Genomic DNA, 25,668 nt, shown 5'->3' on the forward strand with positions numbered 1-25,668 from the left:
GATACAATGTTCCAATCTACTAATTGCCTAAAAGACAACTACGGTATATTTTGTTCGAGACTAATATGAAACATATTAAGTAAGAGAATTATACTCCTCTTCTCTTACAAACAGGCAGATTTCTGCCTTTTGCAACCCTTACATTATAACATAGAATGTGCTCGTTTCAATAACTGAACGATTCTTTTTCATAATTATACGGGCAAATACCCTTCTCTTTCAATGCGCAGTAACCATTGATAGGCAATATGGAATTCCTCAAACTCAATATTGTATGCTGTCATAAGTTCTTCTTCATCAATAGCCAATCCGAAACGCTTTCTTCCAATTCTCTCTAAGACGGCAGCCCAAATTTCTACTTTGTCCATTAATAGAGGGAATGGGAAAATGCTAATTTGTAATTCTTTCCAGTATGTAACCATCGCATCAAATATATCTGGATAATTTTGCTCTAATCGGTTTGAGAATTTATGTATAATTTTATCGGATTGCTCCTCATTATGACCCGTAAATGCTGGAATCACCTTTATCGTATTTCCAAACTTCTCTACTTCTATCTCTTCTTCTATTTGATTTTCTACCATTTTATACAAAATAGAAGTTTTTAAATAAGGGTGCTGATCTTCGTCTATTAAAAATTTCTTTAAAGTAGGAAGTGCGAGATCCAGGTCTTTTAACGAAAGTTTCTGAATCACTCTTAGCTTTTGACCAAAGTTTTCTCCAAAAAGCCCCTCGGTAAATTCTTCTAATTCAAAATTCGAATCCACTAGCGGTATATCTTCTTCATTCAGCATCCCTTGCGCAAACAAAGCAAGCTGCGCCAATTTTTCCTTTTGCTCAGGAATTATATCTTTCGTTTGCAAAACTTCCTCAACAGTTTCGATGACACCTTCATAATCATTTGTTTGAACTAAAATAGTTACATACGTTTCAAGAATATCACCAAATAATACAGCTCCTGTTTCAAGCAACTGCTCACATTTTTCTTTCGCTTCTTCCATACGTTTTAATTCTAGCAAACAAATAACTGAAGCTAATTCTGTTTGTTCCGTTTCTGCATTATACTGACGTAATATTTCAAAGCAGCGCAATGCATCTTCGAATTCCCGCTCTTTCAACGCTAAAAAACCTTTATCAATATAGCGTTCTGATAGTTGCGGAAACAATACGACCGTATTTTCTTTTTTATCCATACGTCCGCCTCTTTTTCTAGGTTTTAATGATCTTCAAAGTAAATATATCAAATGCGTAATGAGAACACAACATTCCAAAATTATTTATTTGAAATATAGGAATATTCTATTTTTGTAACAAAAAAGCAACAAACTTTTAAATGAAATTCATTTTTCACAAACAAAAACCCTCAGCAACAGAAGCAGAGGATTCATCATTAATGGAAAGCTTTTATAATTGTGGGGTATATAACAAGGGTAATAATTTGGAGAAAAATAATTGCCATAACAATCATGCTAAAATAGAAGATCGGTTTACTTCGCTTCATCAAAAACATAATAATAAGCATCGTACAAGCAAACAAACTTAAAAAGAACAAACTTGTTGTCGAACTAAGTATACCACTCGGGACAAAGAACAATAAAACTACACTACAAGTACCTATAATTCCAAATAACCATTCCATTCATTCACTCATTCCCTTTCCCTCTCATGGCAGTTTTTTCTACGCTACTAAATGTTTTACAACATCAATTACATATGTTAATTTTTCATACGCCACAAACCCAAAAGCTACTGTTAAACCCGTTACGATTAACCCTTTCATCATCTCTTCCTCCTCATGTATCGTTGTTATCTTCATTATATAGGATTAGTAATTTGTTACCATCGAACTTCCTTACACTTACCTTACAGAATTGTAAGATTTCAAAACAAATAAAAAAACACCTCATGTAACTAGAAGCGAATTCACGGAATTTCTCTATAATCATTTGCAAAATTAACTTTTTTCTCTTGCTGATTTTTCGGAGAATCCACTCTTAAACTAATGGATTTATTAAATGATTTAGGATCGAAATAATAACATAGATCAGTTTGAGGACAATATATGCAATACACATCTATTTCTTCTTTATTCACTTCTTTTGTGGCGACTCCATTTGCCGTAGAATAACTAGAGCGGAATCTTACTTCAAGTATCCCACGTGGATTCAATTCTCTATATTTAACTTGCACCCTCTTAAACAATCCATCTTTGTACACTACAAGATCAAATGGAGAATGTTCTGTTTGTGGTGTTAAAATCATATATCCTTTTTCATACAAGTCAACTTGAGCTTTTAAAACTGCTAAATCTCCTTTTGTTTTTGTATGATGGTGCACTTTTACTCAACACCTTTTTACATATTTTCAAAATAATATTCGTTACTTTTCTTAACTTACCTTCAAATATTTTCGGATTACAAGAAAACAATTTATTAAAATCATGATATTATATTTTTGTACAATTAAGAATTTATTTTATAAGGGGGATTATATATGTTCAAAAAAATGGCTGCTGATGTTTTAGGATTAAGCGATGTAGGTTCTGTCATTACACCAAAAGATTATGATAAGGTTGATGCTGATGATTACGTGATGCATGAAGATGGGGAGAAAATTTACTTTCTTATTAAATCAAAATCGGATGAATATTGTTTCACAAACAAAGGATTAATTCATCTAGATGGTACAAGTGCCACAAGCAAAAAACGTACATTACGCCGCTTTAGCTATAGTAAATATCAAATTAAAAACGTCGCACTCGAAACTGCAGGAACGATTGATTTAGATGTAGAAATTAAATTTCAAATGGGAGATGAGCATTACTCAATTGATGTTCATAAAAAACATATTGAAGAATTAAAAGATTTATATAAGGCTCTTCTTAAAATCGAAGAAATTTCATACGACAACGACATTACATTGCAGTATGCACATAAAAGTTTAGATATGGCATCTAACGCTTTCAGCCGTATTTCAAATGCACAAGTAAATTTAGCAGAACAGTTTAAAGAAATGAACGATATCGCCTTTAACTGGCTTGTTGATACGAAGAAACAATATAACGTGAAAGATTATGGTTTTGTCTTTGAAAAGTTTATTAATAACTAATTTAAAACAAACAAAAAACCTTGTTATCAAAAGATAACAAGGTTTTCTTAGCGTCCCAGGAGAGATTCGAACTCCCGACCGTACGCTTAGAAGGCGTATGCTCTATCCGGCTGAGCTACTGGGACATGGAGCGGGTGAAGAGAATCGAACTCTCGACCAGAGCTTGGAAGGCTCTTGTTTTACCACTAAACTACACCCGCATATGTTATTTTATTTTTCATCGTTAGCGCCGTTGCCCTATCGACAATATTTATTATATTCATAACTACTTATAAAGTCAATACTTTTTTAAAAGAGGATAATTTTTCTTATCCTCTTTTAAAAATTGCTTGTTCCACCAGCTGTCCGTCTAATGTTTCAAAACGAACTTCTATATGATTTTCATCCATTTCTAATAAAGCGAAAGTTTTTTCCACACGAGAGCGCGGGAGCAAAATACTTCCTGGATTAATAAATAAAATCCCATCAATTAATTCTGCCCCTAATACATGAGAATGTCCAAAGCATGCTACTTGCGCTCCTACTTCTTCTGCATGATACGCTAACGTTTGTAACGTCATTTTCACATTATGACGATGACCGTGTACAACTAAGAAACGAATTCCATCTACATCAGTTACAATTTCACCTTGAAAGTTAGCATAATCACAATTCCCTTTTACAACATGGAAACCTTGCAGCTCTTCGTGAGCAGGCGTTAGCTCTGAATCACCACAATGAATCATGACATCTACTTTCCCTTCGTACTTCTCTTTTAACTGCTGTAATTCCTTCACAGAGCTATGACTATCGCTTACGATTAAAGCTTTCATCAATCTCTCTCCCTTATTCTTCTAAAAACCATTCTGGGATTTTTTCTTCTAATTTACGAAGAGCACGCCCGCGGTGACTAATCGTATTTTTCTCATCTGAGCTTAGCTCCGCCATCGCTTTTTTATATTCTTCTACATAAAAAATCGGATCGTATCCGAAACCATTTTCCCCGCGGCGCTGTTCTAAGATTTTTCCTTCGCACGTTCCGTTTACAATAACCGGCTCTTTATCAGCTTCAGGGAAAGCAACTGCTAGCGCACAGTAAAAACGAGCTGTACGTTTTTCTAAATCGACGTCGGTTAACCCTTGTAACACCTTATCTATATTCGCCTGATCATCTTTCGGCTCTCCAGCAAAACGAGCTGAATATACACCTGGTTTCCCGTTTAGGGCATCTACAATAAGACCAGAGTCATCCGCAATTACGATGGAATTCAACTGTCTACTAAGACTGTCCGCTTTTAAAATTGCGTTTTCTTCAAATGTTTCACCAGTTTCTTCGACTTCTTCAATATGAGGAAAATCGTGTAAAGATTTCACTTCTAAGTCAAATCTCTCAAATAACTCAGCAAACTCACGTACTTTCCCAAGATTTTTCGTCGCTACAACAACTTGCTTCATATTTTCCACCTCTACTCTATATGAGATACGATGTCACCTAATGCTTCTTTTTGCTTTTCAACAAGTTGGAAAATCCCTTGTTCAGCAGCATCAAGTAATTCATTTAATTCAGCTCTGCTAAACGTCGCTTCTTCTCCAGTTCCTTGTATTTCAACAAACTGACCTTTTCCAGTCATAATAACGTTCATATCAACGTCTGCTTTAGAATCTTCAGCATAATTTAAATCTAAAACAACACCTTGTTCTTCAACAATACCTACTGACGTTGCGGCTAAATAATCTTTCACCGGAATTTTAGATACTTTGTCTGCTTGCAATAATTTTTCAAAAGCTAATACCATCGCTACATAAGCACCTGTAATAGAAGCTGTTCTCGTTCCGCCATCCGCTTGAATTACATCACAGTCAATCCAAACAGTTCTTTCGCCAAGCGCTTCTAAATCAACAACCGCACGTAATGCTCGTCCAATTAAACGCTGGATTTCCATTGTACGCCCTGTTACTTTCCCTTTACTTGACTCCCTGATTGTACGTTGCCCTGTCGCACGTGGAATCATTGAGTATTCTGCTGTTACCCAGCCTTTTCCTTCTCCACGCATAAACGGCGGTACACGCTCTTCAATTGTCGCTGAACAAATTACCTTTGTATCCCCAACTTCAATTAGTACCGATCCCTCTGGATGTTTTAAATAATTTGTATGAATATGTATATGGCGTAGCTCTGCTTGTCCTCTACCATCTACTCGCATAAAAATAACCCCCTCATAAATACTCTCATTAGTATAGCCAAATTTAAATGTACGATATGTATAACAATAAAAGAAGGGGAACTCAAAAAGCAATTCCCCTTTCTTACATAAGTATATCAAATTATTCACGATTAAAAACTACCTGTATTTACGTTTTGTGGACGATTGACAGGTTTTATTAACTTTTCACCTTTCTCGTCCGTAAGGTTCGCTTTCCCATTCACTTCAATAGAAACATTTTTCACACCTTGTTTTTCCGTTAAAGATAAGACCAACGATTTCAATACGTAATTTGAAATCATACTTTTGTCTTGGTTCACAAATATATTTTCATTAAAGTTTAATGTAACATTTCCGTTCTCCACTTTCGGATTCGTAATAAGCTTAACTCCCGGATTAAAATCATTTAGTAACGAACCGTGAATCGGACCTTTTACAAGCTCATTCACAATTGCCGAGTAATCATTTTCTTTTCCTTCTGCAACGCGTCTTGTTACCGGTACGTAATATTGCTGCTTATTATTATTTTGTGCCATAAAGTAAAGTGTAACCGGTTTTGTATTCGTTACATCTGCTACTTGTTCATCATCAAAGTTAATTCCATTCGCACGACTTACACCTTCACCAAGCGGTGTACCCGCAACAGGCATCTTCGCTAACTTTTCACCATTTATTTGGAACTGCACTTGTTTTATTTCTGTAAATTGAGTCAAAGTCCACGCTACTGATTCAATAATTTGACGCTCTTCTTCTTTTGAATAATTTTTCATTTCTTTAGAGAAATCAATTACTGCTGTCCCGCCCTTTTTCAAATTTAAGGTCATCGTTGTATTTGCTGGAAGGACTGCTCGAAATCCATTCGGCAATAAATTTGTGACTGGTCCATCTTTCACAAGATACTCTAACGTTTGCTGTACAACTTCATTTACTTTCGGAGTAGGCATTGCAATAGTTTGCGGTACGACATATCCATTTTTATCAACGAGGTATAACTCTCTATTTATTGTTTGCCCTTGTTTATCTTTTTTAGCTGTTTCTTTCTTTTCACCTTCTGTATACGTAACTTTTTTTGGCGGATCAATTTGTTCTGTCGCTTTCTCTTGATTTAACAAGCCACACCCTGATAATAAAATCGCACTCACAGTAGCACCAACAACCCATTTAAAAGTGGATTTAGGCATGCCATTCCCCCCTAAAATCTAAGTTTGTACTATTATGTATACGAGCTGTTTCATATTTTAGAACAGGCTATAGCCACTTACACAGAAAAAACCCCTGATTTCTCAGGAGTTCTCTTATATGAGTCTACTATTATTCTGTTTCTAAATTAATATGCTTCACATTTTCAATCGGCTGACCGAACCACTTTGATGCAATTTCTTTGAACAGACCTATTTTACCAGTCGTTAAGAAGAGATGATCACTTTGTTCTTCTCCCTCATTTAACATCTTACTATGGTATAAAATCGTGCTTACCTCACGCGCTGTTTCATCACCCGAACTAATTAATTGTACTTGATCCCCCATTACCTTTTTAATAACAGGACCTAAAATCGGATAATGTGTACACCCTAAAATAAGTGTATCAATGTCAGTACTTTTCAACGGTTGCAACGTTTCTCTTACAACTTCATACGCCATTTCACTTTCGAAATTCCCACTCTCTACAAGCTCAACGAAAGGTGGACAAGCTAAACTTTCTACCATAACACGGTTATTAATAGACTTTAGCGCCTCTTCATAGGCACCACTTTTTACTGTTCCAATCGTTCCAATAATCCCAACATGATACGTATTTGTCACTTTTAAAGCTGTACGTGATCCTGGATGAATAACTCCAACTACTGGAATTGGTAATTGTTTCTGCATTTCTTCTAATACAACCGCAGTTGCTGTATTACACGCAATAACTAACATTTTGATATTTAAATCTAATAAATGCTCCGTCATTTCCCACGTAAATTGACGCACTTCTTCACGAGAACGCGGACCATAAGGGCAACGTGCTGTATCTCCTAAATATATAATACGCTCTTTCGGCAACTGACGAATTAATTCCTTCGCTACTGTTAAACCGCCCACTCCTGAATCAATAACACCGATCGCTCTATTCAACTTAATCACCCGTTTTCTCATTCATCATCTTATTTTATCCCGCGTTAACGGGCAGTAAAACTCCCGATTGGTTCAACTAATAATCAGTGGGGGATGAACACCCCCCCCACTGATTAAAGTTTCACTTTATGTTTATCAGTATATTTTACACACTTTAAGTTCGCTAACTTAAAATGCCCCTGTATAAAATTTTTCATTTGTACCTGTATAGACCAGGACCTTTTTTTATTTTGCTCCTTTTTTTCATAATTTGCAAGACAGAAAAATAACCGACCTTCTATATTAATATCTTCATTCATACTTTCTTCATCGTGCTATCTTTTTCTGAAAAGAAGACACTCCAATTAACAAGAAAAAGTGAGCTGAAATTAAAGCTACAATCATATATAGCATGAAACAAACAGAAAAATAGCCGACTCCTTGTATAAGAGTCGGCTATTTTTCTTATCGTTTGAGCATGCCAAGAAGCTCACCTACTACTTGCGCATGCTATAGTTCTTATCTCCAACGCCACGCAATCGTTGCATCTTCCATATGAATAGCAGGAATATTAATCCCTAAATATCGTCGCTCACCCTCATCAAAAACGGACCAATTTTCGTCATCTAGAAATTCACGGTCTATGCTTTCAACATCAAACGTACTCTCTTCATCTACCATCTCGCGAAAATAGTTTTGAAATGGTTTACTATTCTCGTATAAACGAATTGTTCCATACATCCATGGCATTTCTCCAAAAACATCTTTAATTTCGCCTATCTCCATATCCTTAAAATACAATTTCATATTTGCACCTTCTTATTCATGAATGATAAAGATATCTATCTTGAATACCTTATCACGTTATAAAATAGTTATTTTTAACGCTTTCCGAGCATTTTACCGAAATCATTATATGTTTCCATCACTGTACCTGATGGTTTATCCAACTCTAAATATGTACCGTCAGATAAGTTTTTACCAAACCACGCAATAAAGGGTTCTTCCTTCAAACATATCTTCTATCTCCAAATCTGAAATACCTGCTTTTTAAGTTCAAGAACCTTTTCCACTTCAATGGTTCACTTCAAAATATAAACAGAAAAATAGCCGACTCCTTATATAAAAGTCGGCTTCTTCTATTATAGTTCGAGCTCTCCCATGCGAAGAAGCTCAACAACTGCTTGTGAACGTCCTTTAACCCCTAGCTTTTGCATTGCGTTTGAGATGTGGTTGCGTACTGTTTTTTCACTTATAAAAAGTTCACCTGCAATTTCCTTCGTCGTTTTATCTTGAACGAGTAATTCAAATACTTCTCTTTCTCTCTTTGTGAGTAACGGTTTAGATTGATACGCTTTTTCCTTCAACTGGTATAACCCTCCTTGCTTAAGCCAGAGCTGTATATGTGTAAGTTGGGTGTTTATTTAGTCAAGATATTGTATGAACGAAATGTGCAGGTGGTGAATGAAAATGGGCTTTATTTCTTATGTTATTTTAGACTTTTATACAGTGCGCACACTCTTTTTATCCACTTATTTTCCAGTACGCCATATTTGTTCCAGCAATATACTTACAACAGTACCTACAAACAAACCATTACCAAATATATATTGCATAACAGAAGGCAATGATTGAAGTGCTCCAGACGGTAAAAACATAATGCCGCAGCCAAACAATACCGCAACTCCTAAGATCGTTACATTCCGTTCGCTAAGTGGCACTTGTTTTATATTATGAAATCCAATCCCAATAAGCTGCACGAACGAGGCCATTAATACCGCAGATGCGACCGCGGATGGCAGAGAGGCTAAGTAGCGGATAATACTTGGAAATAGCGACATAACGACTAATAGTACACATGCAAATAAGAATGAACGCATGTACTTTTGATTTGTTAAACGTATGAAACCTGCCGTTGCTGGTAATGGAACGACACCTACAGTTGAAAATACGGAGGAAATTATATGCGAAATCCCTCCGATCCACGTACCATCCTTCAACTGTTTTTGTTCAATAGCCGCTTTATGAATGGTAGCTTGATTAATCGCTATAATAGCTGCCACTGTATTTGAAACTAAAATACATACCATAACGAAACTGGATACAGCCATACCTGTATTCCATTTTGGAAGTCCCCAAGCAAATATATGTGGAAGTTGCACAAAATGAGTTACTTGAGATGGAATCGTCACTTTTCCTGCAATCAAAAAAATAATCCACCCACTAATTAGTCCTATTAAAACCGCATAACTTTTAACAAAACCTTTTCCAAAATTGGAGAGTATGACCACGAACAAAAAGATGCCAAAAGCGATCAACGCTGTAAATCCATCGATTTGAGAAACAGTAGCTGTAATTCCTAACATCCCTTTTAAAAACACACCACTTAATTGCAAACATAATAGAAGCAAGAACGTCCCTGTCACGAGCGGCGTAAATAAAAATAAAATACGTTCTATAAAACCAGTTAGCCCTAATCCTATTAAAATAACTCCCGCAACCATCATCCCTAATTCTAAAATTTGCAACGTACTATGTAATTGATCTTGCCCTACAGTTGCATAAGCTAGTACGGTAAATACACCAACCCAAGATCCAGCTGGTCCATCAGCAATCGGAAGTTTATGTCCAATCCATCCTTGTAAAAAAGAAGATATACCAACTACGAAAAACGTACGCTGCATTAAATAAAATACTTCTTCCATCGTAAGATGAAATAATCCGCCAACGACAATTGGTAGCGCGATTGAGTTCGCTAATAAAAAAATAAACCATTGCAAAGTTCCCATAATATGATTTTGATTATGTTGATTGTCCAAACTTTTCATCCCTTCTAGCTTTCCTATAAGGAAGTATAGCGTTATCCTGTTTCTACGGAATACAAAAGAAGAGTTCTATTTTCACAATTAGAACCCTTCTAAAAACATCTAAACGATTCCTCTATACAAGATTATCAGATTTCACTTGATCTAAATCCCCTATAACAACATTCCCTTTATACATAACTACACTCTTCTCTGTTTGACGAGCCACTGCTTCCGCGGCGCATGTTGCATTCGTCAAGACAAAACTTGCCTCATCTCCTACATTTGGCCATAATCTCTTGCCTTCATCGTTTAGCGTAGCTTTCCCTCCAGTAATAAAACGAAGAGCTTTCCCTAAAGACCTTTCATCACTCCAACCAAATCGTTCTGCCAATCGATTTACCTTTTGAAGCATATCACCTGTGCCGAACGGAGACCAATGATCTGTAATACTATCATTTCCTAATGAAACTTTAACACCTTTTTTATCTAGTAACGGAATTGGGATTACTTGTTTACCGATTGGAACGGTTGAAGTGATATCAATCTTTAATGCTGCTAGTCTTTCTGCCACTTCTTCAGCTTCTTTATCAGTAACGCCACCAAGTCCAAGCGCATGACTAATTGTTACACGACCTTGCCATCCTGCTTCTTCCGTTAGACTTGCCAATCTCTTCATTGTAAACGTTCCAAGATTATTCGCATCGTGCAAATGAATATCAACATCCGCATTAAACTCTACCGCAATGTCCATAATCGTATGTAATGATTTTTCAATATCATTATCTACTGTAGCTGGGTCCACTCCGCCAACTAATTGTGCGCCCATACGCATCGCATCCTTCACAAGTTGCATAGAATTACTGCGCAATAATCCATGTTGCGGAAAAGCAACTATTCTACCAGACAACCGATCTTTATATGTTTCTAAAGCCGCTAACGTCGCCTCTAAATTACGAAGTCCAATAACCGGATCCACATTACAATGCGTTCTAATATTTGTTGCGCCATTTCGAAGCAATAACTCTAGCATATTTTCCGCCCTGTCTTGAGCAGTTGCTAATTGCTTTGGTAAAATCGTTTTTTCTTCGTTAAAACGTGTAAAAATATTTTCTGCTGGCATACAAGCTTTCCAAGGCCCACTATAATATGTTTTATCAATATGAATATGCATCTCTTCAAAAGCTGGTAAAACTAATAAACGATTAGCATCAAAAGTTAACGTTCCTTCCTCTTGGGCGATTCCCGATATAATTCTTTTAATTCTTCCATCTTCAATAAGAAGACTGCATATCTCAGTTTCCGTTTGTGAAATTTTCGCTTCTTCATATGTATAACCTGTTTCAAGCTTTACATTAGTCAACCAATACAATGTCATTACTATTTCCCCACCTTATAATAGAAAATACGTCACACCCTCATTTTCATTTTAATACCGACTGAAAATTAAGACAATTAATACGCTATATTGTCCCTTCACAAAAAAATGTAATATAACCTAATGGTCTTCTCATAAATTTCCATATAGAATAAAAGTACACTGTATCACTCATACATAACAGCGGTGATATGAAAAGGAGAGGATCATAATATGTCGAAGAGGTTATATAAATCCGAAACTGACAAAATGTTATTTGGTATATGCGGTGGTTTAGGAGAATATTTTGATATTAGTTCTACTCTCATTCGTATTATTTGGGTCATTGCTATTTTATGTTTTGGAACGGGTTTTTTAGTTTATCTCATTTGTTTATTACTCATGCCACGTTCTTACTAATATTATCCTGATTAGCAATACTCCTTTCACTATACTTAAGCAGAACATACAAATTGAAAAAACGCCTATAGAATCTTTTCTATAGGCGTTTTTTCATGAAGAATATTTCATCGTTAAATGTAATACCGCCACTTCATCCTCTTCATTTTTATAACTATGTTTCTTATTCGCTTCAAATTGAATGGAATCAAACTCATTTAGCAGGTACACATCGTTCTCCACTTGAATAGAAACTTTCCCTTTCATTACTGTTACAAGCTCAATTGCTCCTTCATGATGAGCTTCAGGTTCATATATACTATCCGCTCTTAAACAAGCTCGGTGCATTTCCATCCCCGTTTCTTTCGTATACCGGAACATTGTTTCTAAGTGCCACGCTTGTCCTACATCTACTGCAAAGCCTTCTCCGCAGCGCGCAACAGCTACAGGCTCTCCAACAACCATCAATCTCGATAAAGGGATTGATAACCCTTTCGTAATTTTCCAAATGACAGCTAATGTTGGATTCGTTTCACCTCTTTCGATCTTTCCTAGCGTTAATTTACTAACACCTGTCTTTTGGGCTAAATCTTCTAAACTTAATTTTTGTTCATTTCGAATTTGTCTTAATAACTGACCTACTTGCTGAATTACTTCTTTTGTTTGCATATCTTCATTTTCTTTCATATATAAAAACCACCTTAAAATATAAAATAGTTTACTTTTATTCTCTTTAAGTATATTATACTATACATAAATGCTCAATCCCGAAAGGAGTGCCATACTTCATGCGCGCAATATTACTAGGTCTTTTATCATCGGCCTTTTTTTCTGCAACCTTTATTATTAACAGAGCAATGAATGTATCTGGAACAAGCTGGGCTTGGACTGCTTCCTTCCGTTTTCTATTTGCTCTCCCTATTTTATTCCTTATCGTTTTATTTCGCAAAAACTTAGGCGTTTTATGGGAAGAATTAAAAAAACATCCATTTGTATGGATCGGGTGGGGCTCGGTCGCTGGCATCGGCTTCTATTCTTTATTAAGTTTCGCAGCTGTTTTTTCTCCAGCTTGGCTCGTTGCTGGAACTTGGCAAGTTACGATATTAGCAGGTTTACTACTATCACCATTATTTTTCGTTAAAATAGAAACGAAATCAGGTACAAAACTTGTACGTGGAAAAATTCCACTTCGCAGTTTATATGTAGCATTATTTATTTTACTTGGTGTAATTTGTATGCAAGCGACTGCAGCAGGTCATATTACAATGACTCAGTTCATCTCGGGATTTTTACCTGTCGTATTAGCAGCTTTCTTATATCCGTTCGGTAACCGAAAAATGATGGAACTTGTTGGCGGGCGTCTTGATACATTCCAACGTGTATTAGGAATGGCAATCGGAAGTCTCCCTATTACAATTCTACTTGCTATATATGGATTTTCCACTACTGGTATTCCATCGTCAAGTCAAATGCTTCAAGGGTTTTTGTTAGCATTATGTTCCGGAGTTATTGCGACGATGACATTTTTCTTTGCTACCGACTTAGCAAAAGACAATCTTGCTTTACTTGGAGCTGTTGAAGCAACACAAGCTGGAACGATGGTCTTTACTGTGCTTGGTGAGATTATTTTCTTAAATGGCTCATTCCCTAGTGGTCTGTCACTGATTGGGATGATTATTATAATGTTAGGAATGATCGTAAATAGTGTTTTAAACCGCTCTGTTCCAGTCATTAAACAAAAAAAATCAGCATAAAAATAGATATGGTTCTTCTTCATAGAACCATATCTATTTTTATTGTCTCCCTATTTCGCCTTATCAGAATAGTATTTCATTGGCTGTTTATACTAAAACCTATGTTATAATACGTTTCATGTGCATTATTAGGAGGTAAATTATGTTAAAAAAAGCAATTGCTGAATTTATTGGTACATTTGTACTTGTATTATTCGGAACTGGAGTAGCTGTCATTGGCGGCGGAATTGAAGGAATTGGAACATTAGGTATCGCTATGGCTTTCGGATTATCTATCGTGGCTATGGCATATAGCATTGGAACAATTTCTGGATGTCATATTAACCCAGCGGTATCAATCGCTATGTTCATTAACAAAAGAATGAACGCTATGGAACTTAGCTATTATTTATTAGCTCAAATTTTAGGTGGTTTATTAGGAACTGCAACATTAGTAACAATTTTACGATCTGCTAAATTACCTTTAGATAATTTAGGACAAAATAGTTTTGGAACTCTTGGTTTATCAGGAGCATTTTTAGTTGAATTCATTTTAACTTTCGTATTTGTTTTAGTTATCGTTGCTGTAACAGGTAAAAAAGGAAGTTCTTCTTTAGCTGGATTAGTAATTGGTTTCACATTAGTATTAATTCACTTATTAGGTATTCCGTTAACTGGAACATCTGTTAACCCAGCTCGTAGTATCGCACCAGCTCTATTCGCTGGCGGAGAAGCAATTTCTCAACTATGGGTGTTCATCGTTGCCCCAATTCTTGGTGGTATCGTAGCAGCTGTTGTAGGAAAGTGTATTTTAAATACTGAAAAATAGAATTTTCAATATTTCCGAATAAAAAAAGGCGAGCCCTCATCATGAGGAAGCTCGCTTTTTTATTCTTTAATTTTCGACTTTAAATTTGTAACTAACTGCTGAACCGTTACATTTGCAAGTACGTTTTCCATCGCTTCTTGCGATTGTATTAAAACAATCTCTAATACCGATTGAATATTAGCTCCTACTGGACATTCAATGTTGGGATTTTCATGGAAAGAAAATAGATGTCCTTCTTCTACAACTTCCACAGCTTTATATACATCAAGTAATGTAATTTCATCTAAATCACGAGCAAGTGTCGTACCACCTTTACCAGCTTGTACATCAACAAGTCCTGCTCTCTTCAACATTCCTGTAATGCGACGAATCACAACTGGATTTGTATTCACACTACCAGCAATCCATTCAGAGGTACAGCGAGAGTTTCGATCTATTGCAAGTAACGTTAACATATGAACACCTACTGTAAAACGACTACTAATTCCCATCTGCACACCCTCCTTTTTATTCATTCTATTAAAAGACGACTCTTGTTATTATATACTATTTTTAATTTATACATAAAGAAAAAGCATGATTCCATTAGAAAATCATGCTTTTCTCCTATTAGTGACGCTTTATAAATTTCGCTAAATCTTTAAATTTCACTTTGTCGGAGTAGTTCATTACACCGTTTACATAGATACGGCTTGTAACAGCACTTAATATACCAATTGTCGCTAAAAGAACCGCCATTGTTATCGTAATTTCTAACATACCAGCTTCACCAGCCACAAAGCGTGAGAATGTAATCATCGGGGTGAAGAACGGAACGTAAGAACTTACAACAACAACAGTACTATTTGGATCACCTAGCGATTTAATACTTATAAAGAATGCTGCCATTATTAAAATAGACACTGGCAAAATAACACCTTGTAAATCCTCAGTCCTAGAGACAACCGCACCAGCAGCCGCATACATCATCGCATAAAGGAAATATCCTGTAACAAAATAAATAAGGAACATACCGATAACTTGTGCATCTATCTTTGTAAAATCAATTGGTGCTCCAAATAATGAACCATTTTCTAAATCTACCCATCCTAGTAACCAAGGAACCAAGTAACCACATGCCAATACGGCAAGTTGTAATAACGCCGTTGAAACAACCGCTAAGATTTTTGCATACATCATCGTCAGTGGTTTTACTTTCGGAATCATAACTTCCATAACGCGAGAAGCTTTTTCAGAAGCTATATTCATCGCAATTGTACTTCCGAACATGATAATAAACATATACAAAGCAAATGTAAAGAAATATGCAATTCCTGCGGAAGCAGAACGATCTTTTATCGCTTCTTGTTTCACAGAAATTTCGGTTTGCAATTGCTGTGCAATTTCCGGTGAAACATTATGTTTAGCAATTGTTACTGCTGTATATTGCGCTTTTAAATAACTAGCTATAATTGTAGAAGTTGTTTCACTAGGTAACTTATTAAACATATACGTAACCTCTGGAACTCCATTCTTTTCGGTTACATGAAATAAACCATCCATTTCGCCATCTTCTACTTGTTTATGCAGTTTATCAAAATCACCCTTTGAACCAACCGTTATTTTTGCTGATGGCAATAGCTTATTTAGCTCTTCTTTTTGTACTTTGTATGTGGAACTCTCTACTACAACTGCAATTTTATCTTTATCCTTATTTTTATCATCGCCTGAAGTAAAATGATTAAATGCAAAAATCCCAAACACAACCAAAAATAAAATCGCACTCGTAATTAATGATTTTTTAGATAAAAACGCTTCCCTAAAATAAAATGAAAATACATGATAAAATTTACGCATCTTTATTTCGCCCTCTCTACAAAGATTTCGTTCAACGTTGGCTCTAGCATTTTAAATTGTCGTAAGCTAATACCTTGTTCTTGCAATTGTTGCAAAATCTTTAGAGCTTCTGCATCGTCTTGTACTTTTACATAAAGAAGGCCTTGTTGTTTTTCATACGGGACATGTATAGCTTCTAATCCCTTTTCATTCTCTGCTATATCTTCAATCGTTAAATTACGAAAACCGTATTCCTTCTTAATATCACTTAACTGTCCTTTTACGACTGCTTCACCCTTTTTCAAAATACATACATGCTGGCAAAAAGCCTCTACTTGCTCCATACGATGACTTGATAAAATAATTGTCTTTCCACTCTGCACTTGTTCTTCAATAATGCTAGCTAACATTCCCGCATTAACTGGATCAAGTCCGCTAAATGGTTCATCCAAAATAAGGAGTTCTGGATTGTGAAGAAGAGCAGCTATCAATTGAATTTTTTGCTGATTCCCTTTTGAAAGTTCTCCAGCCGTTTTAAATTTATATTCTGGGATTGCTAATCGCTCTAACCAGTGATCAATTGCAAGATCCACTTCTTTTTTCGTCATTCCTTCTAATCTACCAAAATATCGCAACTGATCTATTACTCTACTTTTTGTATATAGTCCTCTTTCTTCTGGTAAATATCCAATTGTTACCCCGCTATCACCAAATGACTTTCCATCCCACGTAATAGAACCTTCATTTGGCGTTAATAAACCTAGTAACATTTTAATTGTCGTTGTTTTTCCTGCACCATTTCGGCCAAGTAACCCTAACACTTCACCTTTTGGTAACGAGATTTGCAAACCATTAACTGCTTTTGATTCTCCAAATATTTTTGTTAAGTTTTGAATTTGTAAACTCAAAGTATAAAGCCTCCCCTTTAATATCATTCGTTCTCTCTCTTAAAGACTATTATTGTTTGAAATAAAATATAGTATTATATTTCATTCTCTTATATGTACCACTGTCTCTAATCCATCATTTGTTTCATTTAGTTAAAATTGTAAATAACAAAACGAGAATTGTCAATTATAATTGTCATTTTGACAATTATACACGTCAAATAACTCGTTATTTTTTGCTCATCTTTCTAATATAGGGCACACTACTATATATACAAAAGACAATATGCAAATGTTCATAAAAAAAATTATAAAAAGCATTATATTTTAATATATAATATTAAATGATTTACTAACATCAAGGAGGATACATATGAAGATGAAGAGGGGTATTACCACTTTATTATCTGTAGCCGTTCTTTCCACATTGCTTGTAGCATGTTCAGGAACAGCTGAGAAAACAGTGGCAAAAGAAGAGAAAGTACAATTAACAGACCAGCAATTAATGGCTGATTTATGGTATCAAACAGCTGGCGAAACGAAAGCACTATACTACCAAGGATACAATATTGGTCAATTGAAGCTTGATGCAGCTCTTGCAAAGGGGACAGGCAAAAAACCTGCTATCGTACTTGATTTAGATGAAACTGTTTTAGATAACAGTCCTCATCAAGCTATGAGCGTAAAAACAGGAAAAGGCTATCCTTATAAATGGGACGATTGGATTAATAAGGCTGAAGCTGAGGCTCTCCCAGGCGCTATTGATTTCTTAAAATACACAGAGTCTAAAGGTGTAGATATTTACTACATCTCAAATCGTAAAACGAATCAACTAGATGCAACAATTAAAAACCTTGAGCGCGTAGGGGCTCCTCAAGCGACGAAAGAACATATATTACTACAGGACCCGAAAGAAAAAGGAAAAGAAAAGCGTCGTGAACTTGTTTCTCAAACACATGACATCGTCCTATTCTTCGGTGACAACCTATCTGATTTCACTGATTTTGATGGGAAATCTGTAAAAAATCGCAATGAAACAGTAGCAGAATCAAAAGCACAATTTGGTGAAAAATTCATCATTTTCCCTAATCCAATGTACGGTGACTGGGAAGGCGCTTTATATGACTATAATTTCAAAAAATCAGATGCAGAAAAAGATAAAATCCGTCGTGACAACTTAAAATCATTTGATACAAAGTAAAAGAGGATGGCATTTGCCATCCTCTTTTACTGCATATTTCTTGTTAAAGGCAAGATAAACACTTCAACACGTCTATTTTTCGCTTTTCCTTCTGGCGTATCATTTGGTGCAATTGAACGGTATTCTCCGTAACCAACTGCACTAAATTTTTCTGGTTGCAATTCTTTATTTTGGAGTAACACCTGCATAAAATTAACTGCACGCTGTGTACTTAACTCCCAGTTTGATGCAAACTGAGCATTTGCGATAGGAACTGTATCTGTATGACCCGACACTGTAATTTCACGAGGTGATGCCGACACAAGCAGGTTAGACATCTCTTTTGCAATCCCTAATGATTCCAACTTCACATCTGCTTTCCCTGAGTCAAATAATACATTTTCTAATATCGTTACCATTAATCCTTTTTCAGTTAAATCCGTTTTAAAAGAAGAAGATAATTGCTTTTCCTCAATATACTTGTCAATACTTTGTTGTACTGCTTTTAATTCATTCATTTCTTGCTGTTTCACTTCAGCTTCAGCATCTTTTTTGATTTTCTCAGATTCCAAACCACTTGCCGATAGCTCTTTTTCTTCTTTTGGTTTTTGATCACTTAAAAACTCTTTATTTCCTGTTCCACCTGCTAGTTCACTTCGAAAAGCTACTGCCATCTGTTTAAATTTCGCAGCATCTATACTACTCATTGCAAATAAAACAATAAACAGCGCAAACAACAACGTTAGCATATCAGAATACGGGATTAACCAAGTTTCATCGATATGCTCGTCATGCTTTTTCCTTTTACTTCTTCTATTCTTCCTACTCCGCATTTTTTTCTGCTCCTTTTTCTAGCTTTTTACGCTCAGTTGCAGAAAGCGCACCTAAAATGCGGTTTTTCATAATAAATGGATATGTACCTTCTTGTAACATTAATAAACAATCAATAATTAAACGTTTCTTCTCTAATTCAGCAGCAGACTTTTGCTTTAATTTATTTGCAAATGGATGCCATAATACGTAACCTGAAAAAATACCGAAAATCGTTGCAATAAACGCACCTGAAATAGCATGTCCTAGCTTTTCAATATCAGTTAAATTTCCAAGTGCAGCTACAAGACCAATAACAGCACCTAAAACCCCTAATGTAGGTGCATATGTACCAGCTTGCGAAAAAATAGTAGCTCCTTTTGCATGTCTTTCTTCAATTGCTTCTAATTCGGCTTCTAAAATTTGTTCTAAGTCTTCTGCAGATACACCATCAATCACAAACTTCATACCACGCAAGAGAAATTCATCTTGAATTTTATCTAATTGTTGTTCTAAAGACAAAATACCGTATTTTCTACTCTCAGATGTCCAATGAACAAATAATTCTAGTAACTGTTCATAACTTAAATCTTTTTTATTTGAACCAAAAAGAACTTTAAATAATTTTGGAATCCTTTTTAGTTGATTCATTGGAAAGGCAATACATACTGCAGCAAATGTACCAACAAAAATAATTAATGCTGCTGCAGGATTAACTAAGGCCATTACGTCAGCGCCCTTGACGACCATTCCTACTACTACTGCCAACACTCCTAAAATGACTCCAATAATTGTTGCAAAATCCATTCCCATTCACTCCTAGTCTATACAAGAAGTCCTTTATTCTCCATAATCGTTACATCTCCTTATATGTATATATTACATAAAAAATGAATCACATGAAAGATAGGAAATGAATTATATAAAAAAAATACTACAATTTCACACATTTTCTGACATTTTCTTTGCATTTCTATTACGTTATGACTCTTATATTTCTTTTTCAATAAACTAGACTTATAATAAAAACGATACATATTCTATTAAGAAAGGACAGTGATTACAAGGTATCATGAAAAAGATAATACTTATTTCTGCCACTACTATTGTAATCGGTATCACATCTTTCGCTTACTTTGGTTCTAAATCACCACTGCAAAATGAGGCGAAAGCTGTCGAAAGTCAAAAACATAGTAACCATCCAAAAGAAGAGATTCCTGCTTTTCCAAAAGCTGATCATAATGCAAAGAAACTAGATGATAATTTTTCCGTTGTAACAAATCCAGATTCTGCTCTTGTATTAGTCAATAAACATCGTAAATTACCAGATGGGTACATTCCAGAAAATTTAACGAAACCGAACGTACCATTTACTAGTCCAAAAGATAAAGAGAAAACATTACTTCGCAAAGATGCTGCAGACGCTCTTGAAAAAATGTTCCAAGCAGCGAAAGAAGAAGGTTTAGAACTTACAGCAGTTTCAGGTTACCGTTCTTACAAACGCCAACAGTCATTACATAATACATATATTAAACGCCAAGGAAAAGCTGCGGCTGATTCGGTAAGTGCAATTCCTGGAACAAGCGAGCATCAAACTGGTCTAGCAATGGATATTAGCTCAAAATCTGCTAAATTCCAATTAGAACCAAGATTCGGAGAGACAGCAGAAGGACAATGGGTTGCAGAACATGCCCATGAGTTCGGATTTGTCATTCGTTATTTAGAGGATAAAACAGAGACAACAGAGTATTCATACGAACCGTGGCACTTACGCTACGTTGGCAATCCATATGCCACATACATATATAAGCACCACCTAACATTAGAAGAGGCAACGAAGGACAAAAAATAAGAGAGCGAATCGCTCTCTTATTTTTCTTTTATTCTATTATTGTAATAATTTCTTCCATTCCTCAGGCCACGGTTCGCCTCTTCCAGTTCTTTTCGATGCTTGGACCATCATACCGCGTCCAACTAAACAAACTTCCCCCTCTGCATTTTTGACCATATAGTGTAAATCTAAAGAGGAGTTCCCAACCGCTCCTGCCTTTACATATATTTTCAACTGCTCATCAAAATAAATTTGTTTAATAAAATTGCATTGTAAATCTGCAACAACGATCATCGTTTCTGAAGATTCATGTGTCCACTCTTGCATAAATCCAAGTTCTTTAAACAATGCGATACGAGCTTCTTCAAAATATGTAAAAGCAACGACATTATTTACATGTCCAAACATATCTACTTCACCAAAACGAACTTTGACAGGATTATAAAATGAAAAACCACTTTCCCATTGCTCAAAGTCTTCAATATAAGAAATTCTCTTCATCGTTCCCTCTCCTTTTCGCCCTCAAAATAAACAGAATAAACAGAAAAATAAACTTATAAATATTGCCTCTTCAACACGAAGAGGCAATATTTATTAATAGTTATTGTCGCTACCAAAGAAATCTTTGAACGATTGAATTGTTGTATCACGGTTTAATGCTGCAATTGAAGTTGTTAATGGAATACCTTTCGGACATGATTGCACACAGTTTTGAGAGTTACCACAGTTTGCAAGTCCTCCATCACCCATAATTGCACGCAAGCGATCTGCTTTATGCATTTCACCAGTTGGATGCGAGTTGAATAAACGCGCTTGTGAAAGCGGTGCTGGTCCAATAAAATCAGATTTACTGTTTACGTTCGGACATGACTCTAAGCAAACACCACATGTCATACATTTTGAAAGTTCATATGCCCATTGACGCTTTTTCTCTGGCATTCTTGGACCTGGTCCTAGATCGTACGTACCGTCGATTGGAATCCAAGCTTTAACACGTTTTAACGCATTAAACATACGGCTACGGTCAACTTGTAAGTCACGTACAATCGGGAATGTCTTCATCGGCTTTAAGCGGATGGGTTGTTCTAACTGGTCAATAAGAGCTGTACATGATTGACGTGGTTTTCCGTTAATCACCATCGAACAAGCACCACATACTTCTTCTAAACAGTTCATATCCCATGCAATCGGAGTCGTCTGGTTTCCTTTTGAATCAACAGGATTACGACGAATTTCCATCAGTGCCGAAATAATATTCATATTTGGACGATATGGAATTTCAAACTCTTGGTCAAACTCTTGTGCATCTGGTCCATCTTGTCTCGTAATGATGAGGCGGATTGTTTTCTCAGACATGTTGCTTATCCCCCTTCTCTTCACCCTTAGCAGCTACATCATGTTTTGAGGAATAGTCACGTTTACGTGGTTTAATTAATGAAACATCCACTTCTTCGTAATGGAATGCTGGTGCTTTTCCTTCTCCCTCAAATTTCGCCATCGTAGTTTTTAAGAAGTTTGCATCATCACGATTTGGGAATTCTGGTTTGTAATGTGCTCCGCGGCTTTCATTACGGTTATATGCGCCAATTGTAATAACACGTGCTAACTCGAACATATTTGCAAGTTGGCGTGTAAATGAAGCACCTTGGTTACTCCATCTCGCTGTATCGTTAATGTTAATGCGTTTGTAACGCGCCATTAACTCTTCAATTTTCGCATCAGTTTCTAGTAACTTTTTATTTTCACGAACTACTGTAACGTTATCTGTCATCCATTCTCCAAGCTCTTTATGAAGAACATATGCATTTTCGTTACCATCAAGCGTTAAAATATTGTTAAATTTCTCTGTTTCAATTAATTCATTTTGCTCATATACAGTAGATGAAACAGCATCAGATGATTTAGAAAGACCTTTCATATACTCAATCGCGTTCGGTCCTGCTACCATACCACCGTAAATTGCTGATAATAGTGAGTTCGCACCAAGGCGGTTACCACCGTGCATAGAATAATCACACTCACCTGCTGCAAATAAACCTGGAATACTTGTCATTTGCTTATAATCAACCCATAATCCGCCCATTGAATAATGAACCGCTGGGAAGATTTTCATTGGTAGTTTACGAGGATCATCACCTGTAAATTTCTCATAGATTTCAATAATTCCACCAAGTTTAATATCTAGTTCTTTCGGATCTTTATGAGAAAGATCTAAGTACACCATGTTTTCACCGTTAATACCTAGTTTTTGCTCTACGCAAACATCAAAGATTTCACGCGTTGCAATATCACGAGGTACAAGGTTTCCGTAAGCTGGATATTTTTCTTCTAAGAAGTACCATGGCTTACCATCTTTATACGTCCAAACACGTCCACCTTCACCACGTGCAGATTCACTCATAAGACGTAACTTATCGTCTCCAGGAATTGCCGTTGGATGGATTTGAATGAACTCACCGTTCGCATAATATGCACCTTGTTGATATACAGCAGACGCTGCTGTACCTGTATTAATAATAGAGTTTGTTGATTTTCCAAAGATGATACCAGGGCCCCCTGTTGCCATAATCACGGCATCAGCTTGGAAACTTTTTATCTCCATAGTTTGTAAGTCTTGCGCGACGATTCCTCGGCACACACCTTCATCATCCACAACAGCTCGTAAGAAATCCCAACCTTCATATTTCGTTACAAGTCCTGCTACTTCATGACGACGTACTTGCTCATCTAATGCATATAGTAATTGTTGACCAGTTGTTGCGCCAGCAAATGCTGTACGATGATGTTGTGTTCCACCGAAACGACGGAAATCAAGAAGTCCTTCTTCCGTACGGTTGAACATAACACCCATGCGGTCCATTAAATGAATAATACCAGGTGCTGCATCACACATCGCTTTAACTGGTGGTTGGTTCGCTAAGAAGTCCCCACCATAAATTGTATCGTCAAAGTGGATCCATGGAGAATCCCCTTCACCTTTTGTATTTACGGCACCGTTAATTCCACCTTGGGCACATACAGAATGTGAACGTTTTACTGGTACTAAAGAAAATAGTTCAACATTTACTCCTGCTTCTGCCGCTTTAATCGTTGCCATTAAGCCGGCCAAGCCACCGCCGACTACTATAAGTTTCCCTTTCATGCTCTCCCACTCCTTACTGGTTTGCTAGCTGTGGATCGATGAACGCTAATAATGCACTCACACCTACATAAGATAGACCTAAGAAAATAGCTAATGTTACATAAGTAGAGATTCTTTGTGAACGTGGAGATACTGTAATTCCCCAGCTTATGCAGAATGTCCATAGTCCATTTGCAAAGTGGAAAATTGTTGAAACAACACCAACTAAATAGAAACCAAACATAAATGGGTTGTTTAAAATATCTGCCATCATATCATAGTTTACCTCTTTACCTAACAATGCTTGAATACGAGTTTCCCAGACGTGCCAAGAAATGAAGATCAGCGTAACGATACCTGAAATTCGTTGGAAGACGAACATCCAGTTACGGAAATAGCCGTAAGATACCGCATTGTTCTTAGCTGTAAATGCAATATATAAGCCATATATAGCATGGTACAGTATAGGTAAAAAGATGATGAAAATTTCTAGCGCATACCGGAATGGAAGGAGCTCCATAAAGCCTGCAGCTTTGTTAAAAGCCTCTGCTCCTCTTGTTGCAAAGTTGTTTACAATTAAATGTTGCGTCAAAAAGACACCAACCGGGATGACCCCCATTAATGAGTGCCACTTACGAAACGTATACTCGCGGCCTTTCATGTCCCCATTACCCCCTTGAATGTTTGACTGCTGTTTTCAGATTAATTTACAACAATAATGTTTTTTCACTATTGGCATAAGAAAAACTGAAAAAATTATTCGAAATATTTCAGCATAATTTGATTCCAAGTTCATTTTACCCCTATTTTTGTCGAAGCGTCAAGAAAACGTATACATAATTTGCATATAATTTGCCAATTCTTTTTTTTTCTTATATATTCAGATTTCCCCAAAGAAAAATCTGTTTTTATAAATGAAAAATGTTATATAATAATCCCTATAGAAAGAGGGGAATATTGTGAGCAAAAATACAATCGATATAACATCTTTAGAAGATGTTTCATTGAACGCCTTCGCTTATGAATTGCTACGTGAAGAATTACTACCTGATTTAATTGGTAACGATTTAGATGGTATTTTATACTGGGCCGGTAGAAACCTTGCGAGAAAATATCCGCTAGAAACAATTGAAGAAGTCATTCAGTTTTTTGAAAAAGCTGGTTGGGGCACTTTAAGCATCATTGAACATAAACGTCGTGAAATGCAATTTCAACTTAAAGGTACACTTATTACTGAGCGTCAAAAACAAAAAAGACATTCATCTTATCAATTAGAAGCTGGATTTATCGCCGAGCAAATTCAAAGACAAAGAAACGTCGTTGCAGAGTCCTATGAGGAACAGAAAAAACGTTCAGACTCTATTACATTTCTTGTTAAATGGGATATAAAAGATCTCATTGAAGTGTAGCATCTACTTACAGTCAACTAGACATATAAGTTTAGTTGACTTTTTTGTATATTCATTTAGGTGTGTTTATTTTAAATCTTCAGAAATTATACCAAAAAACAGAAGACA

Annotated in this window: 29 protein-coding genes, 2 tRNA genes and 1 pseudogene; 7 read left to right on the forward strand and 25 right to left on the reverse strand. The window is 36.0% G+C overall.

Annotation, left to right across the window (positions count from 1 at the left end):
- Positions 1-194: 194 nt before the first annotated feature.
- The 3 genes from V7038_RS11835 to V7038_RS11845 form a co-directional block, all read right to left on the reverse strand.
- Complete coding sequence (locus V7038_RS11835; protein WP_002199251.1) at positions 195-1,193, reverse strand: hypothetical protein; 999 nt, start codon at positions 1,191-1,193, stop codon at positions 195-197.
- Positions 1,194-1,390: 197 nt separating this feature from the next.
- Positions 1,391-1,639, reverse strand: a complete 249-nt coding sequence (locus V7038_RS11840; RefSeq protein WP_002112074.1) for a hypothetical protein — start codon at positions 1,637-1,639, stop codon at positions 1,391-1,393.
- A gap of 284 nt (positions 1,640-1,923) precedes the next feature.
- Positions 1,924-2,337, reverse strand: a complete 414-nt coding sequence (locus V7038_RS11845; protein WP_335470320.1) for a group I intron-associated PD-(D/E)XK endonuclease — start codon at positions 2,335-2,337, stop codon at positions 1,924-1,926.
- A gap of 156 nt (positions 2,338-2,493) precedes the next feature.
- Between V7038_RS11845 and V7038_RS11850 the strand changes: the two genes are divergently transcribed.
- Positions 2,494-3,108, forward strand: a complete 615-nt coding sequence (locus tag V7038_RS11850) for a PH domain-containing protein (RefSeq protein ID WP_002112079.1) — start codon at positions 2,494-2,496, stop codon at positions 3,106-3,108.
- A gap of 51 nt (positions 3,109-3,159) precedes the next feature.
- Here V7038_RS11850 and V7038_RS11855 read toward each other — a convergent pair.
- The 12 genes and pseudogenes from V7038_RS11855 to V7038_RS11910 all read right to left on the reverse strand — a co-directional run bounded on the left by V7038_RS11855 (position 3,160) and on the right by V7038_RS11910 (position 11,567).
- A tRNA-Arg gene (locus V7038_RS11855) sits at positions 3,160-3,233 on the reverse strand.
- 1 nt (position 3,234) lies between these two features.
- Positions 3,235-3,308, reverse strand: a tRNA-Gly gene (locus tag V7038_RS11860).
- Positions 3,309-3,416: 108 nt separating this feature from the next.
- On the reverse strand, positions 3,417-3,920 hold the full coding sequence (locus V7038_RS11865; RefSeq protein WP_002112081.1) for a metallophosphoesterase: 504 nt from the start codon (positions 3,918-3,920) through the stop codon (positions 3,417-3,419).
- Between the two features lie 13 nt (positions 3,921-3,933).
- Complete coding sequence (locus V7038_RS11870; protein WP_002112083.1) at positions 3,934-4,542, reverse strand: XTP/dITP diphosphatase; 609 nt, start codon at positions 4,540-4,542, stop codon at positions 3,934-3,936.
- 11 nt (positions 4,543-4,553) lie between these two features.
- Positions 4,554-5,291 (reverse strand): ribonuclease PH, encoded by a 738-nt coding sequence (rph, locus tag V7038_RS11875; RefSeq protein WP_002112084.1) that lies wholly within the window; start codon positions 5,289-5,291, stop codon positions 4,554-4,556.
- Between the two features lie 131 nt (positions 5,292-5,422).
- Positions 5,423-6,472, reverse strand: coding sequence for a GerMN domain-containing protein (locus V7038_RS11880; RefSeq protein ID WP_002112085.1), 1,050 nt, complete (start codon positions 6,470-6,472; stop codon positions 5,423-5,425).
- A 130-nt stretch (positions 6,473-6,602) separates the two neighbouring features.
- Positions 6,603-7,415, reverse strand: coding sequence for a glutamate racemase (gene racE / locus V7038_RS11885; RefSeq protein ID WP_002015338.1), 813 nt, complete (start codon positions 7,413-7,415; stop codon positions 6,603-6,605).
- A gap of 489 nt (positions 7,416-7,904) precedes the next feature.
- Complete coding sequence (locus V7038_RS11890; protein ID WP_070146924.1) at positions 7,905-8,192, reverse strand: hypothetical protein; 288 nt, start codon at positions 8,190-8,192, stop codon at positions 7,905-7,907.
- Between the two features lie 57 nt (positions 8,193-8,249).
- Positions 8,250-8,380: pseudogene (locus tag V7038_RS11895) on the reverse strand (YrhA family protein); the annotation flags it as partial.
- 147 nt (positions 8,381-8,527) lie between these two features.
- On the reverse strand, positions 8,528-8,752 hold the full coding sequence (gene gerE, locus V7038_RS11900) for a spore germination transcription factor GerE (protein ID WP_000659484.1): 225 nt from the start codon (positions 8,750-8,752) through the stop codon (positions 8,528-8,530).
- Positions 8,753-8,917: 165 nt separating this feature from the next.
- Positions 8,918-10,213 carry a purine/pyrimidine permease gene (locus V7038_RS11905; RefSeq protein WP_070139984.1) on the reverse strand — a complete coding sequence of 432 codons (1,296 nt, stop codon included), beginning with the start codon at positions 10,211-10,213 and terminating at the stop codon, positions 8,918-8,920.
- A 112-nt stretch (positions 10,214-10,325) separates the two neighbouring features.
- On the reverse strand, positions 10,326-11,567 hold the full coding sequence (locus tag V7038_RS11910; RefSeq protein WP_070129032.1) for an amidohydrolase family protein: 1,242 nt from the start codon (positions 11,565-11,567) through the stop codon (positions 10,326-10,328).
- A gap of 213 nt (positions 11,568-11,780) precedes the next feature.
- Here V7038_RS11910 and V7038_RS11915 point away from each other — a divergent pair, with 213 nt between their 5' ends.
- Entirely contained in the window at positions 11,781-11,966 is a 186-nt protein-coding gene (locus V7038_RS11915) for a PspC domain-containing protein (RefSeq protein WP_002112091.1), read from the forward strand.
- Positions 11,967-12,059: 93 nt separating this feature from the next.
- On the opposite strand, the gene V7038_RS11920 is transcribed toward V7038_RS11915, so the two are convergent.
- Entirely contained in the window at positions 12,060-12,632 is a 573-nt protein-coding gene (locus V7038_RS11920; protein WP_071151569.1) for a helix-turn-helix domain-containing protein, read from the reverse strand.
- Between the two features lie 101 nt (positions 12,633-12,733).
- Here V7038_RS11920 and V7038_RS11925 point away from each other — a divergent pair, with 101 nt between their 5' ends.
- Entirely contained in the window at positions 12,734-13,699 is a 966-nt protein-coding gene (locus tag V7038_RS11925) for a DMT family transporter (RefSeq protein ID WP_002160322.1), read from the forward strand.
- A gap of 142 nt (positions 13,700-13,841) precedes the next feature.
- On the forward strand, positions 13,842-14,507 hold the full coding sequence (locus tag V7038_RS11930) for an MIP/aquaporin family protein (protein WP_002112094.1): 666 nt from the start codon (positions 13,842-13,844) through the stop codon (positions 14,505-14,507).
- Positions 14,508-14,566: 59 nt separating this feature from the next.
- Here V7038_RS11930 and V7038_RS11935 read toward each other — a convergent pair whose 3' ends face one another.
- The 3 genes from V7038_RS11935 to V7038_RS11945 form a co-directional block, all read right to left on the reverse strand.
- The gene (locus tag V7038_RS11935; protein ID WP_002112095.1) at positions 14,567-14,998 is read right to left on the reverse strand and encodes an Rrf2 family transcriptional regulator; all 432 of its coding nucleotides are present in this window, start codon (positions 14,996-14,998) and stop codon (positions 14,567-14,569) included.
- A gap of 118 nt (positions 14,999-15,116) precedes the next feature.
- Positions 15,117-16,343 (reverse strand): ABC transporter permease, encoded by a 1,227-nt coding sequence (locus V7038_RS11940; protein ID WP_002112096.1) that lies wholly within the window; start codon positions 16,341-16,343, stop codon positions 15,117-15,119.
- A gap of 2 nt (positions 16,344-16,345) precedes the next feature.
- Positions 16,346-17,230 carry an ABC transporter ATP-binding protein gene (locus tag V7038_RS11945; RefSeq protein ID WP_070139986.1) on the reverse strand — a complete coding sequence of 295 codons (885 nt, stop codon included), beginning with the start codon at positions 17,228-17,230 and terminating at the stop codon, positions 16,346-16,348.
- Positions 17,231-17,582: 352 nt separating this feature from the next.
- On the opposite strand from V7038_RS11945, the gene V7038_RS11950 reads away from it, so the two are divergent.
- On the forward strand, positions 17,583-18,410 hold the full coding sequence (locus V7038_RS11950) for a 5'-nucleotidase, lipoprotein e(P4) family (protein WP_002112098.1): 828 nt from the start codon (positions 17,583-17,585) through the stop codon (positions 18,408-18,410).
- Positions 18,411-18,436: 26 nt separating this feature from the next.
- Here V7038_RS11950 and motB read toward each other — a convergent pair whose 3' ends face one another.
- Both motB and motA read right to left on the reverse strand, forming a co-directional pair.
- On the reverse strand, positions 18,437-19,222 hold the full coding sequence (motB, locus tag V7038_RS11955; RefSeq protein WP_002112099.1) for a flagellar motor protein MotB: 786 nt from the start codon (positions 19,220-19,222) through the stop codon (positions 18,437-18,439).
- Positions 19,212-20,006 carry a flagellar motor stator protein MotA gene (gene motA, locus V7038_RS11960; RefSeq protein ID WP_002112100.1) on the reverse strand — a complete coding sequence of 265 codons (795 nt, stop codon included), beginning with the start codon at positions 20,004-20,006 and terminating at the stop codon, positions 19,212-19,214. The genes motB and motA overlap by 11 nt, the downstream gene beginning before the upstream one ends.
- A 265-nt stretch (positions 20,007-20,271) precedes the next feature.
- Here motA and V7038_RS11965 point away from each other — a divergent pair, with 265 nt between their 5' ends.
- Positions 20,272-21,051 (forward strand): M15 family metallopeptidase, encoded by a 780-nt coding sequence (locus tag V7038_RS11965; protein WP_335470330.1) that lies wholly within the window; start codon positions 20,272-20,274, stop codon positions 21,049-21,051.
- A gap of 36 nt (positions 21,052-21,087) precedes the next feature.
- Here the strand turns inward: V7038_RS11965 and V7038_RS11970 are convergent, their stop codons facing one another.
- The 4 genes from V7038_RS11970 to sdhC all read right to left on the reverse strand — a co-directional run bounded on the left by V7038_RS11970 (position 21,088) and on the right by sdhC (position 24,812).
- Complete coding sequence (locus tag V7038_RS11970) at positions 21,088-21,531, reverse strand: acyl-CoA thioesterase (protein ID WP_002160315.1); 444 nt, start codon at positions 21,529-21,531, stop codon at positions 21,088-21,090.
- A 93-nt stretch (positions 21,532-21,624) separates the two neighbouring features.
- Positions 21,625-22,386: a succinate dehydrogenase iron-sulfur subunit gene (sdhB, locus tag V7038_RS11975; RefSeq protein ID WP_002088861.1), complete on the reverse strand. Its 762-nt coding sequence runs from the start codon at positions 22,384-22,386 to the stop codon at positions 21,625-21,627.
- The gene (gene sdhA, locus V7038_RS11980) at positions 22,379-24,172 is read right to left on the reverse strand and encodes a succinate dehydrogenase flavoprotein subunit (RefSeq protein ID WP_002112104.1); all 1,794 of its coding nucleotides are present in this window, start codon (positions 24,170-24,172) and stop codon (positions 22,379-22,381) included. Before sdhA ends, sdhB begins: the two co-directional genes overlap by 8 nt.
- Positions 24,173-24,185: 13 nt before the next feature.
- A complete protein-coding gene (gene sdhC, locus V7038_RS11985) occupies positions 24,186-24,812 on the reverse strand; it encodes a succinate dehydrogenase cytochrome B558 (RefSeq protein WP_002015407.1) in 627 nt (208 codons plus the stop codon).
- A 298-nt stretch (positions 24,813-25,110) separates the two neighbouring features.
- Between sdhC and V7038_RS11990 the strand changes: the two genes are divergently transcribed.
- Entirely contained in the window at positions 25,111-25,560 is a 450-nt protein-coding gene (locus V7038_RS11990) for a YslB family protein (RefSeq protein WP_002015405.1), read from the forward strand.
- Positions 25,561-25,668 lie beyond the last annotated feature (108 nt).

The organism is Bacillus sp. JJ783, from assembly GCF_036963225.1.
GTDB lineage: Bacteria > Bacillota > Bacilli > Bacillales > Bacillaceae_G > Bacillus_A > Bacillus_A cereus_U.